Origin of the sequence: Kitasatospora sp. SolWspMP-SS2h, from assembly GCF_003259315.1 — a bacterium.
Classification (GTDB): domain Bacteria; phylum Actinomycetota; class Actinomycetes; order Streptomycetales; family Streptomycetaceae; genus Kitasatospora; species Kitasatospora fiedleri.
The window spans coordinates 36,435-48,479 of the sequence record NZ_QLLT01000018.1; the positions used below are offsets into that span (position 1 = coordinate 36,435).

Below are 12,045 nucleotides of genomic sequence, written 5' to 3' on the forward strand. Positions count from 1 at the left end.
CCGCCGGCACGGCCCCTTCCCCCGCGATCACGGCGGGCGGAGAATGCGGCTGCCACCGGGTTCCGCGCCCACAACTGCACCACTCAGCGCAGCCACGGACCGGTGTGCCACGAAGGGGGAGATCGCGATGCTGATCGGCATCGTCGGAGCCGTTGTCGCAGGGCTGCTGGTCGTCGTCCTGCTGTTCAAAATGATGTGGCGGGTCGCCGAGCCGAACGAGGCGCTGGTGATCTCGGGTTCCAAGCACGGCGAGGGCCTCGGCTTCCGCGTGGTCACCGGACGGGGCACCTTCGTGCTGCCCGGCGTCCAGGTGGTCCGGCGGCTGTCACTGGACCTCAACGAGGCCGCGCTGGACGTCGAGTGCGTGACCTCGCAGGGCATTCCGGTACACGTCAAGGGCGTGGTCATCTTCAAGGTCGGCGACGACCCGGTGTCCATCGCCAACGCCGCCCGCCGCTTCCTGGACCAGCAGAAGATGATGGGCCAGCGGGTGCACAACGTGTTCGCCGGCCACCTGCGCTCCATCGTCGGCGGCCTGACCGTCGAGGACATGATCCGGGACCGCGAGCGGCTCACCGGGGAGACCCGTTCCGCGTCGGGCATCGAGATGGAGAAGCTCGGCCTGATCATCGACTCGCTGCAGATCCAGGAGATCCTGGACCCGACCGGCTACATCACCAACCTGGCCGCCCCGCACGCCGCCGCCGTCCAGCGCGACGCCCGGATCGCGGCCGCCGAGGCCGACCGCCGGGCCACCGAGGCCGAGCAGGAGGCGTTCGCCCGCAAGGCCGAGGCGACCCGCAACTCCGGTATCCAGCAGGCCGGTTACCAGGCCGAGATGGACACCGCCGCGGCCCGCGCGCTGCAGGCCGGGCCGCTCGCCCAGGCCGCCGCCCGGCAGGAGGTCGTGGTCCAGGAGACCAAGGTCGCCGAGCTGGAGGCGCACCGCAAGGAGCAGCAGCTCCAGGCGGACGTCCGCAAGCCCGCCGACGCCCGCGCGTACGAGACCCGCACCAAGGCCGAGGCCGACCGCGACGCCCGGATCTCGGCCGCCGAGGCGCTCTCCCGGGAGACCGACCTGAAGACCGCGGCCGAGGCCAACCGGGTCAAGGTCGCCGCCGCCGCCGAGGCGGAGGCCACCCGGGCCCGCGGCCTGGCCGCCGCCGAGGCCACCCGCGCCACCGGTGAAGCCCAGGCCGCCGCCGAGGCCGCGAAGGGCCTGGCCGAGGCGGAGGCCGCCCGGGCCAAGGGCCTCGCCGAGGCGGAGGCGACCCGGGCCCAGGGCCTGGCCGAGGCCGAGGGCATCAAGGCCCGCGCCGCGGCCCTCGCCGAGAACCAGGAGGCGGTCGTCGCCCAGCAGCTCGCCGAGAACTGGCCCGCCATCGTCCGGGCCGGTGCGGACGCCTTCGGCAACGTCGAGCACATGGTGCTGCTGAACGGCGCCGAGGGCATGTCCGAGATGTTCGCCAAGGCGCTCACCATGGGCGGCACCGGTCTCGGCCTGGCCCGCCAGCTGCTCACCACGATGACCCCGGCCGCCACTGCCGAGACCCCGGCGCACCAGGTCGACCCGGCGGCCCCGGCGGACCGCGCCCCGGACACCCAGGTCATCCCGGTCCAGTCCGGCAGCGGCGACTGACCCGTACCGCCGGCACCCCACCAGCCGAACCACCGGCACCACGACGCACCACGGCGCACCCGCGCCACCCGGCCCGTACGGCGGCACCACCGCCGTACGGGCCGCATCGTCTCCGCAATCCCGGGCAGCAGCTGAGTACCCGTACTCACGCCCCGGCCACCGCGCCGCGCCAGCATCGGAGCATGGACCTGCTGCCCCGCGTCGGAATCACCGCCGTCGGCTCCCACCTCCCGCAACGGACCGTGACCTCACGGCAGTTGCAGGACGAGGTGGCGGCCGGCGCCCGCCTCCCGCTGCCCGACGGCATGTTCGAGAAGGCCACCGGCATCCGCACCCGCCGCTTCGCCGGGCCCGACGAGCACCCCTCCACGCTCGCCCTCGGCGCGGCCCGCCGGGCACTGGCCGCCCGCGGCCTGGAACCCGCCGACCTCGACCTGCTGCTGTTCGCCTCCGCCTCCCGGGACGTCTGCGAACCCGCCACCGCCCACCTCGTCCAGGCCGAACTCGGCTCCCGCGCCCACGCGCTGGACGTCTCCAACGCCTGCAACAGCTTCCTCAACGGCATCGACACCGCCCGGGCGATGGTCCTGGCGGGCCGCGCCCGGCGCGCCCTGGTGGTCACCGGCGAGACCCCGAGCCGGGCGATGCGCCGCGACCCCTCCGGCCTCGCCGAGTTCCGCGACGGCTTCGCCGGGTACACCTTCGGCGACGGCGGCGCCGCCGTCCTGGTGGAGCGCGTCGAGCGCGGCGGCATCCTCGACGTGGAGACCCAGACCGCCTCCGAGCACTGGCAGGTCGGCGGCATCCCCGGCGGCGGCTCGCGCCACCCGCGCGGCGACGAGTGGAGCTACTTCCGCGGCGGCGGCAAGGAGCTGCGCGGCGTCTTCGAGCGGATCGGCGGCGACATCCTCACCCGGGTCGCCGCCCGCACCGGCCTCGGCTGGAACGCCTACGCCCGGGTCCTGGTCCACCAGGTCACCCTGCCCTACCTGGAGCGCTTCGTGGAGCTCACCGGCGTGCCCGCCGACCGGCTGGTCGTCACCGTCCCCGAGCTCGGCAACCTGGCCTCCGCCACGATAGGCGTCCAACTCGACCTCATCATGCCCGAGTTGGAGACCGGGGACCGGGTGCTGATGGTCGGCCTGGGCGGCGGCGTCAGCCTGATGACGATGGTCTGGGAGAAGTCGTGACCGAGCTGTGGGTGATCGTCCCCGCCTACCAGGAGGCCGCCCGGATCGGCGGCGCCCTGCGCGCCCTCGCCGCCCAGCACGACCGCGACTTCACCCTGCTGGTCGTCGACAACGGCTCCACCGACACCACCGGCGAACAGGTGCTGGCCTTCGCCCGCACCGCGCCCTTCCCCGTCCGCCTGCTCGTCGAACCGGAGAAGGGCGTCGGCTGCGCCGTCGACACCGGCTTCCGCCACGCCATCGACCACGGCGCGACCCTGCTCGCCCGCACCGACGCCGACTGCCTGCCCGAACCCGGCTGGGCCGGCGCCGCCCGCGCCGGGATGCGGGCCTCCGGCGGGCTGGTCTGCGGACGCGTCACCGCCCGCCGCGACGAACACGGCCCGCTCGGACGGGCCGTCTTCCGCGCCCTGGTCGCCCTCGGCGCCCTCTTCGGCCGGATCCGCCCCGCCCACCGCCGCCGGCACGGCTACCTCACGCCCTACCGCATGCACGCCGGCAACAACATGGCCATCACCGCCGACCTCTACCTCGCCACCGGCGGCATGCCCCGCCGCCCCTCCCCCACCGACCGCGCCTTCATCAACCGCGTCCGCCGCCAGAGCACCGCGATCGTCCGCCGCCCCGACATGGTCGTCCAGAACTCCACCCGCCGCATCCGCGCCTACGGCCTGCGCGGCACCGCCCGCTGGTACCTCGAACGCGGCGCCGGCCACCGCGGCGTCGACGTCCGGTGAGACGGCGGGACCCGCCCACTCCCGTCCGTCCCCGTCCCCCTTCCGCCCGCCCGCTCGCCCGCCCGCTCGCGAAGAGGAGTCCCCGTGCTCGACCAGCTCGCCCGCACCCTGCGCGAAGGCGCCTCGCGCCCGGCGCTGCTCACCAGCACCCGCCGCGGCAGCCCCCGGGTGCTCGCCCGGTGCGCGGAGCTGGCCGCGCTCGCGGACGGGTACGCCGCGGCGCTGCACCACGGGCACGGCCTGCGGCCGGGGGACACCCTGGGGGTGGCGGTGCGCCCGGGGCCGCGGGCCCTCGCCGTGCTGCTGGCCGCGCACCGGCTGGGCCTGCGCAGCGCGGTGCTGGACCCGGGTGCCGGGCCGGAGGTGCTGCGGGCGCGGCTGGCGCTGGCCCCGCCCGCGCTGGTCCTGGCGGACTCCGCCGCGCAGGCCGTCGCCGGGTGGGCCCGTCCGCTGGCCCGCCGCGCCCGGCTGGAGCTGCCGCCGCTGGGGGCGCTCGGCCCGGTGGCGACCGTCGGCCCCCGGCACCCGTGGTGCGCCCGGTCGCTGGCCGGGCACCCGGGGCCCGCCCCGGCCCCGTACGAGGGGGACGGCGACGCGGTGGTGGTGTTCACCTCGGGCACCACGTCCGCCCCGCGCGCGGTGGTGCACTCGCGGGCCTCGCTCGCCGCCGGGATGCGGGCCGTGGACGCACTGGTGCGCCCCCGCCCGGGCCGGACGGTGCTCGGCGGGACGACGTTCGTGCTGGTCCCGGCGCTGGCCGCGGGGGCGGTCGTCGCGCTGCCGGCCCGCCGCACCGCCGTGCTGCAACGCCAGATCGACCGGCTCGCCCCGGACGAGACCTACCTGACGCCGCCCCGGCTGCGGCCCCTGACCAGGCTCACCGGCCGGGTCTGGACCGGGTCCGCGCCCGCCGACGCCGCGCTGCTGCGCCGGGCCAAGGAGGCGGGGGCGGACGAGGCGTGGGGGGTGTACGCGCTCACCGAGCTGTTCCCGGCCGCGGCGGTCGAGGAGCGCGACAAGAGCGCCCACGACGGCCCGGGCGACCTGCTCGGCCACCCGCTGCCGGGCGTCCGCACCCGGCTCGGCGCGGACGGCGAATTGCTGCTCGCCGCCCCGGCCGCCCGCGACCGCTACCTCGGCGAGGACCCGGACCCGTGGGTGCGCACCGGCGACCGGGCCCGTCTCGACCCGGCCGGGCGGATCGTGCTGGCCGGTCGGCTCAAGGACATGGTGCTGCGCCGCGCCGAGAACATCTACCCGGGCCTGTACGAGCCCTCGCTGCACCTGCCGGACGTCGAACTCGCCGTCCTGGTGGGCGTTCCCGGCCCGGACGGCGACGAGCGCCTGGTCGCCCTGGTCCAGCCCCGCCCCGGCGCCGACCCCCGGCGGCTGCGCGCCGCCCTGCACGCCCCGCTCGCCCGGATGGGCACCGCCCGCCCCGACGCCCTGCTGCTCGGCCCCGTCCCGCTGACCGGCCGCTCCCGCAAACCCGACCGCGCGGCGGCCGCCCGCCAGTGCGCCCGCCGCCTCGCCGACCACCCGGCCGGACGGGCGCGCTGACCCCGCCGGACCCGCCCGCCCCCGCCCCCGCCCCCGCCGACACCGTCACCCGCTGCACCGCTGCACCGCCGCACCGCTGCACCGCCGCACCGCCGCACCGCCGACACCCCATCCCGGAGGGCCAGTTGACCGCCGCCCGGCGCGCCGACCGCACGGTCTACCTGCGCAGCCACCCCCTGCTGTTCGCGCTGCTCGCCGCGACCCGGCACCGGCCGGTGCTCCGGCTCGGCCGCACCGTGCTGGTCCACCACCCGGACGCCTACCGCGAGGTCCTGACCCGCGTCCCGCTCGACCGGACGGCCGAGCGGACCACCGGCGGCACCGCCGCCCGGCTCACCGGCGGAAGCCTGCTCTTCGACCAGCAGGGGGCCGAACACCGCGCCGCCCGGAGGGAGTTGACGACCCTGCTGGGCCCGGCCGGGGTGGCCGCGCTGCGCCCGGTCTGGGAGCGGGTCCTGGACCGGCACCTCGGCGGCCTCGACCGGCCCGTCGACCTCGTCCCCGCCGTCCGCGAACTGGCCGGCGCCACCGCCGCGGCGCTCACCGGCAGCGACGCCCCGCCGGTGCGGCTGGCGCTCGCCGCAGAGCGGGCCGCGGCCGCCACCGCCCGCGCGCACCTGCCCGCCCTGCTGCCCCGCCCGGGCGGCGCCCGCCGGGCCCGCACGGCCGCCGACCGGTTGAGCGGGCTGCTGCCCGACCCGCGCGACGCGATGCTCGCCGTCGCCGCGGTCAACACCACCCTCGCCGCCCTGCCGCGCGCCGTCGCCTGGTGCGCCCGCGAGCGGCTCTGGGACCTGGCCCGCGACGACGCCCCGGCGCTGGCCGCCGAACTGCTCCGCCGCACCGCCGCGTCCCCCGTCCTCCCGCGCGCCGCGGCCGCCGACGCCACCGTGCTCGGCCACCGCGTCCGCCGCGGCGACCGCCTGCTGCTGGTCGCCCGGCACGCCGCCGAGGCCCAGCACGACACCCCCGCCCACCCGCACGCCACCCTGGCGCCCTTCGGCCTCGGCCCGCACACCTGCCCCGGCGCCGCCCTCGCCCGCGCCCAACTCGCCACCCTGCTCAGCACCCTGGCCCCGCACCGCCCGCACGCCCTGCGCACCTCCGCGCACCCCGGCAGCGCCCTGCCCTCCTACCGCACCTGCGTCATCGGCCCGCCACGCCCCCGTTGACCCGCGCCCGCGCCCGCGCCCGTCCCGCCACCCCGCCGGCATGCCAACGCCCCCATCACGCCCGCCATCCCGCCCGCCCGCGAAGGACCGCCGTGCCCCCGTTGACCCTCGCCCTCACCGGCGCCACCGGCTTCTGCGGCGCGCACCTCGCCGCCCTCGCCACCGCCCAGGGCCACCGGGTGCTGGCCCTCGGCCGCCGCCCCGCCCGGCACGGCGCGCACGTCCGCTGGGACGCCGCCGCGGACACCGCCGCCCCGCCCGAACTGCGCGCGGCGGACCTGGTGGTGCACTGCGCGGCGGCCGTCGGCGACCACCCCCCGGGCTCCCCCGCCGAACGGGACCAGTACGCCGTCAACGTGCGGGCCACCCGGCGGCTGCTGGAGGCCGCCGCCGGGACGCCCTTCGTGTTCGTGAGCAGCGCCAGCGTCTACGACCCCCGCCCCGACCGGTCGCTGGTCACCGAGGAGCACCCCACCGCCGCCGGCCACCTGAACGCGTACGGGCGGACGAAGGCCCGCGCGGACGCCCTGGCGCTCGCCGCCGGCGCCGTCGTGCTGCGCCCGCGCGCGGTGTACGGGCCGGGGGACCCGCACCTGGTGCCGCGGCTGCTGGCCGCCGTCCGGTACGGGGTGCTGCCGCTGCCGGGCGGGGACGTCGAGCTGAGCCTGACCGCGGTGGAGAACCTCGCCGCGGCGTGCCTGGCCGCCGCCGACTGGCCGCCGGGGGCGTACAACGTCGCCGACCGCGCCCCGTACCGGCGGGACGCGGCGCTGCGCCGGGTGCTCGCGGCCCACGGCCGCCGGGCCCGGCTGCTGCACGTCCCGCCCCGGCTGGCGGCGCTCGCGGTCGGCCGCCGCCCGCAGGTGACGCGCTACGCGCTGGACCAGCTCGCGCACCGCGTGGTGCTGGACACGCGGAAGTCCCGGTCCCGGGGCTTCACCCCGGGCCGGGACCTCGACGACTACCTCTCCCGCCTCACCGGCTGACCGCCGCGCCGTCCCCCCGGCTGACCGTCCCGCCGGCTCACCGTCCCCCGGCCGGCGGGCCGGCGGGCCGGCGGGCCGGCGGGCCGGCGGACTAGTTCCGGGCGGCCTTCTTGACCAGGATCACCACGACCGCGGCGATGCCGACCAGCACCAGCACGTTGACGGCGAAGCCGACGATGCCGACCACCACGCCCACGATGGTCCAGAAGACCTTCCAGGCGATCACCAGCAGCAGGATCGGGACCACGATGTTGCGCACCCACGAGGGCAGCGACTTCCAGAACTCGGCCATGTCCGTACCTTCTCCCCTCGGGGTCGGTGCCGGTGTTTCCGGCTGCGTTCCCGCTCCCTCGATCTCGACACTTCGATCGTAGGCGGCGCGGAGATCCGAAATCGAGGGGCGGCGGCCCGGAGAGAACCCGGAGATCCTTCCCTGACTCCCCGCCGGGGAGAACCCTCAGACCGGCCAGGTCTCGCCACGCCAGGCGGCGTCCCAGAACATCCACTCGTAGCGCGAGGTGGTGGTGAAGTGCCCGACCACGCGCCGCCGTTCGGTCGCCGAGAGCTCCTCGCCGATCCGGTCGGTGAGGTCCAGGACGCGGCGCACCACGGCCTGGAACTCCTCGTCGCCGTACGCGGCGATCCACTTGGCGTAGAGCGGTTCGGGCGAGGAGCGGCGGGCCAGCTCCGCGCCGACCCGGGCGTAGATCCAGTAGCAGGGCAGCACGGCGCCGAGCGCCTCGGCGAAGGAGCCGCCGTAGACGGTGGCCAGCAGGTAGCTGGTGTAGGCCCGGGTGGTGGGCAGCACCGGTTCGTCGTCGACGTCCGGTCCGCCCAGCGCGCCCATGAACTCGCCGTGCATGTCCTGCTCGGCGGCGATCGCGCCGACCGCTTCGTGGGCGAAGGCCAGCACCTGGTCGTCGCCGGGGGCCTTGGCGGCGCAGACGGCCAGCGCCCGGGCGTAGTCGCGCAGGTAGTGGGCGTCCTGGACGACGAAGTGGCGGAACGCGTCGCGCGGGAGGGTGCCGTCGGCGAGGCCGAGCAGGAAGGGGTGGTCGAGTATCCGGCGGTAGGTCGGCTCGGCGGCCGTCCACAGTTCGTCGGTGAGCTTCACGGGTGGTCCTCCTACCGGAACGGCGTGGTGGCGCGGTCGGTCCTCGGGCCGGACGGTCGGTCCTCCGGCCGGACGGTCAGTCCTCCGGCGGGGAGAAGACGACCAGCACCCGCAGTTCCTCGGTGATGTGGTGGAAACGGTGCTCCGTCCCGGCGGGGACGAACACCACGCTGCCGCGCCCGACCGTGGCGGTCTCCCGGCCGACGGTGAGTTCGGCCCGGCCGCTGACCACCAGGTAGATCTCGTCCTGGGCGTGCGGGGTCTGCGGGTCGGTGTCGCCGGGGGAGAGCGCGTACAGGCCGGCGGACATCGTCGGCTGCTTCAGGAAGCGCAGGTACGCGCCGTCGCTCCCGGCGCGCTCGGCGTCGAGTTCGTCCAGCCGGAACAGCTTCATCGGGGCTCGGCTCCTCTCCCGGTCGGGCCCCATTCAACAACACCGGCGCGGGGAGCTTCCTCCCGGCCGTCCGGGCCTGCCACCATCCGCAGCATGAAGACTTTCGTGATCAAAACGCTCATCAACGCGGTGGCCATCTGGGTCGCCGCCTGGATCGTCACCGGGATCACGCTCTCGGGGGACGACTGGCAGCACAAGACGCTCACCGTGGTCGCGGTGGCACTGGTCTTCGGGGTGATCAACTTCCTGATCAAGCCGCTGGTGAAGCTGTTCTCGCTACCGCTGTTCTTCCTCACCCTGGGGTTGATCACCTTCGTGATCAACGCCCTGATGCTCTGGCTGACCTCCTGGGCCTCGGACAAGCTGAGCCTGGACTTCCACGTCGAGGGCTTCTGGTCCGCGCTGCTCGGCGCGCTGATCATCAGCCTGGTGTCCTGGGGCCTCAGCCTGGCGCTCAACGACGACTGAACACCCTAAGGGCGGCCCACCGGTGCCGGGCCGCCCGGGGACGGCACCCCCAGGGGTTCCATGGCGTGCTCCGGCGGGAGCGAGACGGCCACGGTGGCGACCGCCGAGCCGACGGCGACGGGCACCGCCGCGCAGACCGTGCCGGGCGCGTACTCCTGGCGCTCCAGCACCGGCGTGGTCGGCCGGACCCGCTCCAGCCGACGCAGCACGCCGTCGCACCCGGCCGGCGGAACAGATCCCTCCGATTCGTCCCCGTGTGCGAGTTTCGCGCCCGCCGCCGCGCGGGAGACTCCCGCACAACGCTCGCGCCCCGGAGGTGGCAGCCATGTCGGGCCCGGTCCGTCCTGTCGTCAAACGCACCGCCCGCGCGATCCTGCTGGACGTCGACCCGGACGACCCGCACGCGCCCGCCTCGCTGGTGCTGATCCGCCGGGTCCGCCCCGGCTCCCCGCACCCGTACTGGATCACGCCCGGCGGCGGCGTCGAGCCCACCGACCCGACGGTGGTCGCCGCCCTGCACCGCGAGGTGGACGAGGAGTTGGGCGGCAAGGTCACCGACGTGGTGCCCGCCTTCGTCGACACGGTGGCGCAGTCGCACCACGACGACGGCACCCCGGCGCACCCGCACGGCGTCAAGGTGCAGCACTTCTTCGTCTGCCGGCTCGCCGGGCTGGACGAGTCCCGCCGGCACGGCCCCGAGGTCGAGCACCCCAACGGCGAGTACGCGGTCGTCCGGGTCCCGTTCACCCGCGAGGGCGTCACCTCGGTCAACGTGGTCCCGCCCAGCCTGCGCGCCTACCTCGCCGCCAACATCGAGGGCGTCCGCGCCCTGCTCGCCCCCGACCTCGGCTGAGCCCCCGCCACCTCACCCGTCCCGTCGGTCCTCCCGCGCCGCCAGGTCGTGCCGGACCCGCCCCTCCGGCACCCCGCAGCGCCGCAGCACCGCCGCCCCGGACCGCACCATCGCCGCCGGGCCGCTCAGGTACGCCGTGAAGCCGTGCCAGGGCGCGTACCGGGCCACCACCTCCGGCAGGTCCCCGACCAGCGCCCCGACCGGCCCGCCCGGCTGCTCCGACACCACCGGACGCACCGTCAACCAGGAGTGCTCGGAGGCCAGTTCTCGCAGCTCCTCCAGCCGGTACAGCTCCTCGGCCCGCCGCGCCCCGTAGAACACCTCCACCCGGCGCCCGGCCGCGCCCCGCTCGGCCACCTCCTCGACCAGCGCGGCGATCGGCCCGATCCCGGTGCCGCCGCCCAGGCACAGCAGGTCTTCCCCCGCCGCGTGGTCCACCGTCATCGCGCCCTCCGCCGCCCCCAGCCGCAGCACGTCGCCCGGCCGCGCCCGGTGCACCAGCGCGTTGCTCACCCAGCCCGCCGGCACCGCCTTCACGTGCAGCGTCAGCAGCCCGTCCGGCCGCGGCGCCGAGCCGAACGAGTACGGCCGCCACACCCGCGGCCACCACGGCGTCTCCACCGCCGCCCACTGCCCGGCCCGGAACGGGTACGCCTGGTCCGGACGGAGCGTCAGCACCGCGACGTCCCGGGTGGCCCGGCGGTGCTCCACCACCTCGGCCTGCCACCACGGCGGGGCCGAGCGGGCCTCCTCGTCCGCGCCCTCCGCCATCAGCCGGGTCACCAGCGCCAGCAGCCGCCGCCAGGCCGCCTCGGTCCGCTCGTCCCAGCCGCTGCCGCCGTACCGGGCCAGCGCCGCCACCAGGCAGTCCGCCACCGAGGCGTAGTGCCGGGGCAGCGCCCCGTACGTGCGGTGCCGCCGCCCCAACGGGCCCAGGTACCCGCGCAGTTCCTCCGGGTCGCCGGCCCGGGACGCGCAGAGCCGCAGCGCCTGGAACAGCCGGGCGCGCTGCTCGTCCATCGCGGCCGGGAACATCGCCCGCAGCTCCGGGTGGCGCAGGAACAGCAGCGCGTGGAAGTGCGCCATCGCCCGGTCCGCATCCGGTGCCACCGCGGCCAGGCAGGCCCGCACCAGCACCAGGTCCTCGGGTCCCGGCGGTTGGACCGGCGGCGCGTCCGCCCCGGCCGGCTCCAGCGCGGGCGGCGGCTCGACCGCCGCCGGCACGCCCCAGGCCCGGCTCCACCGGTCGTCCGGACCGACCCGGTTCGGCCCCGGCGCCGACTGGAACAGCGGCTCGAACGGCACCGGGACGGCCGCCGCGGGCACCGGCACCACCGCGGGCACCGTCGGCGCCCAGGTCGGCTTCGCCGGCACGGCCGGCACCGGGGTCAGCCCGGCCGGCCCCGTGGCGGCGGTCGGCTCCCCCGACTCCACCGATTCCCCCGGCGGTACCGGCCCCAGCGGCACCGGGAGCCCGGCGGCGGCCGGGAACGCGGCCGGGAACGGCCCGGGCTCCGGGGCCGGCCCTGACCCGGCGGCGGGCTGCTCCGCCGGGTCGGACGGCTCCCGCTGCTCCAGGGCGGTCGGAGGTTCGTCCGCCGGCTCGGCCGGGGCGGACGGGGTGGCGGCGGGCTCGGCACCGGAGGGCACGGGACCGGCCGCGGTGCCCCGGCCGGCCTCCGCCTTCGACGGCCTGCTCTCCCGGACGAGCTGACGAGCGCTCAAGAGAATCGTTTCGCTTCCGATCGACCTGTGTACTGACGCCCCAGCACAGTGACACCGACCGCACAGCTCATCCGACGAATCCGGGGAACCCCGGACATCCGGGCCGTCCACCCGCTACCCTCACCCGCCGGGCGGCGCCCCCGTGGAGCCCGGCCGGACCCCACGGCACACCACCGCGCACCACCGCACGCCCCCGCAGGTCACGGC

12 protein-coding genes and 1 pseudogene are annotated in these 12,045 nt (G+C 76.7%); 8 read left to right on the forward strand and 5 right to left on the reverse strand.

What is annotated here, in order from left to right; genetic code table 11:
- Positions 1-127 precede the first annotated feature (127 nt).
- The 6 genes from K353_RS22420 to K353_RS22445 all read left to right on the forward strand — a co-directional run bounded on the left by K353_RS22420 (position 128) and on the right by K353_RS22445 (position 7,284).
- Positions 128-1,639, forward strand: coding sequence for a flotillin family protein (locus K353_RS22420; RefSeq protein ID WP_233533756.1), 1,512 nt, complete (start codon positions 128-130; stop codon positions 1,637-1,639).
- Positions 1,640-1,821: 182 nt separating this feature from the next.
- The gene (locus K353_RS22425; RefSeq protein WP_111555352.1) at positions 1,822-2,829 is read left to right on the forward strand and encodes a 3-oxoacyl-ACP synthase III family protein; all 1,008 of its coding nucleotides are present in this window, start codon (positions 1,822-1,824) and stop codon (positions 2,827-2,829) included.
- The gene (locus tag K353_RS22430; RefSeq protein WP_233533757.1) at positions 2,826-3,566 is read left to right on the forward strand and encodes a glycosyltransferase family A protein; all 741 of its coding nucleotides are present in this window, start codon (positions 2,826-2,828) and stop codon (positions 3,564-3,566) included. Before K353_RS22425 ends, K353_RS22430 begins: the two co-directional genes overlap by 4 nt.
- Positions 3,567-3,650: 84 nt before the next feature.
- Entirely contained in the window at positions 3,651-5,126 is a 1,476-nt protein-coding gene (locus K353_RS22435) for a class I adenylate-forming enzyme family protein (protein WP_111555353.1), read from the forward strand.
- A gap of 125 nt (positions 5,127-5,251) precedes the next feature.
- On the forward strand, positions 5,252-6,298 hold the full coding sequence (locus K353_RS22440; protein WP_146616544.1) for a cytochrome P450: 1,047 nt from the start codon (positions 5,252-5,254) through the stop codon (positions 6,296-6,298).
- Between the two features lie 92 nt (positions 6,299-6,390).
- Positions 6,391-7,284 (forward strand): NAD(P)-dependent oxidoreductase, encoded by an 894-nt coding sequence (locus K353_RS22445; RefSeq protein ID WP_111555355.1) that lies wholly within the window; start codon positions 6,391-6,393, stop codon positions 7,282-7,284.
- Positions 7,285-7,375: 91 nt separating this feature from the next.
- On the opposite strand, the gene K353_RS22450 is transcribed toward K353_RS22445, so the two are convergent.
- The 3 genes from K353_RS22450 to K353_RS22460 all read right to left on the reverse strand — a co-directional run bounded on the left by K353_RS22450 (position 7,376) and on the right by K353_RS22460 (position 8,792).
- Positions 7,376-7,576 (reverse strand): hypothetical protein, encoded by a 201-nt coding sequence (locus tag K353_RS22450; protein WP_111555356.1) that lies wholly within the window; start codon positions 7,574-7,576, stop codon positions 7,376-7,378.
- A 165-nt stretch (positions 7,577-7,741) separates the two neighbouring features.
- On the reverse strand, positions 7,742-8,398 hold the full coding sequence (gene tenA / locus K353_RS22455; protein ID WP_111555357.1) for a thiaminase II: 657 nt from the start codon (positions 8,396-8,398) through the stop codon (positions 7,742-7,744).
- 76 nt (positions 8,399-8,474) lie between these two features.
- Positions 8,475-8,792, reverse strand: a complete 318-nt coding sequence (locus K353_RS22460) for a cupin domain-containing protein (RefSeq protein WP_030463001.1) — start codon at positions 8,790-8,792, stop codon at positions 8,475-8,477.
- Between the two features lie 93 nt (positions 8,793-8,885).
- On the opposite strand from K353_RS22460, the gene K353_RS22465 reads away from it, so the two are divergent.
- A complete protein-coding gene (locus K353_RS22465) occupies positions 8,886-9,260 on the forward strand; it encodes a phage holin family protein (protein WP_111555358.1) in 375 nt (124 codons plus the stop codon).
- A gap of 5 nt (positions 9,261-9,265) precedes the next feature.
- Here K353_RS22465 and K353_RS22470 read toward each other — a convergent pair.
- Positions 9,266-9,469 (reverse strand): annotated as a pseudogene (locus K353_RS22470) (hypothetical protein); the annotation flags it as partial.
- A gap of 116 nt (positions 9,470-9,585) precedes the next feature.
- Between K353_RS22470 and K353_RS22475 the strand changes: the two are divergent.
- Positions 9,586-10,113: an NUDIX domain-containing protein gene (locus K353_RS22475; RefSeq protein WP_111555359.1), complete on the forward strand. Its 528-nt coding sequence runs from the start codon at positions 9,586-9,588 to the stop codon at positions 10,111-10,113.
- A gap of 12 nt (positions 10,114-10,125) precedes the next feature.
- On the opposite strand, the gene K353_RS22480 is transcribed toward K353_RS22475, so the two are convergent.
- Complete coding sequence (locus tag K353_RS22480; protein WP_146616545.1) at positions 10,126-11,838, reverse strand: globin domain-containing protein; 1,713 nt, start codon at positions 11,836-11,838, stop codon at positions 10,126-10,128.
- Positions 11,839-12,045: the final 207 nt, after the last annotated feature.

What these genes read in the sequence shown, in the direction of transcription:
- K353_RS22420 (WP_233533756.1), top strand. Translation starts at nt 128, where the DNA reads ATGCTGATCGGCATCGTCGGAGCCGTTGTCGCAGGGCTGCTGGTCGTC.
- K353_RS22425 (WP_111555352.1), top strand. Translation starts at nt 1,822, where the DNA reads ATGGACCTGCTGCCCCGCGTCGGAATCACCGCCGTCGGCTCCCACCTC.
- K353_RS22450 (WP_111555356.1), bottom strand. Translation starts at nt 7,576, where the DNA reads ATGGCCGAGTTCTGGAAGTCGCTGCCCTCGTGGGTGCGCAACATCGTG.
- K353_RS22460 (WP_030463001.1), bottom strand. Translation starts at nt 8,792, where the DNA reads ATGAAGCTGTTCCGGCTGGACGAACTCGACGCCGAGCGCGCCGGGAGC.
- K353_RS22465 (WP_111555358.1), top strand. Translation starts at nt 8,886, where the DNA reads ATGAAGACTTTCGTGATCAAAACGCTCATCAACGCGGTGGCCATCTGG.
- K353_RS22475 (WP_111555359.1), top strand. Translation starts at nt 9,586, where the DNA reads ATGTCGGGCCCGGTCCGTCCTGTCGTCAAACGCACCGCCCGCGCGATC.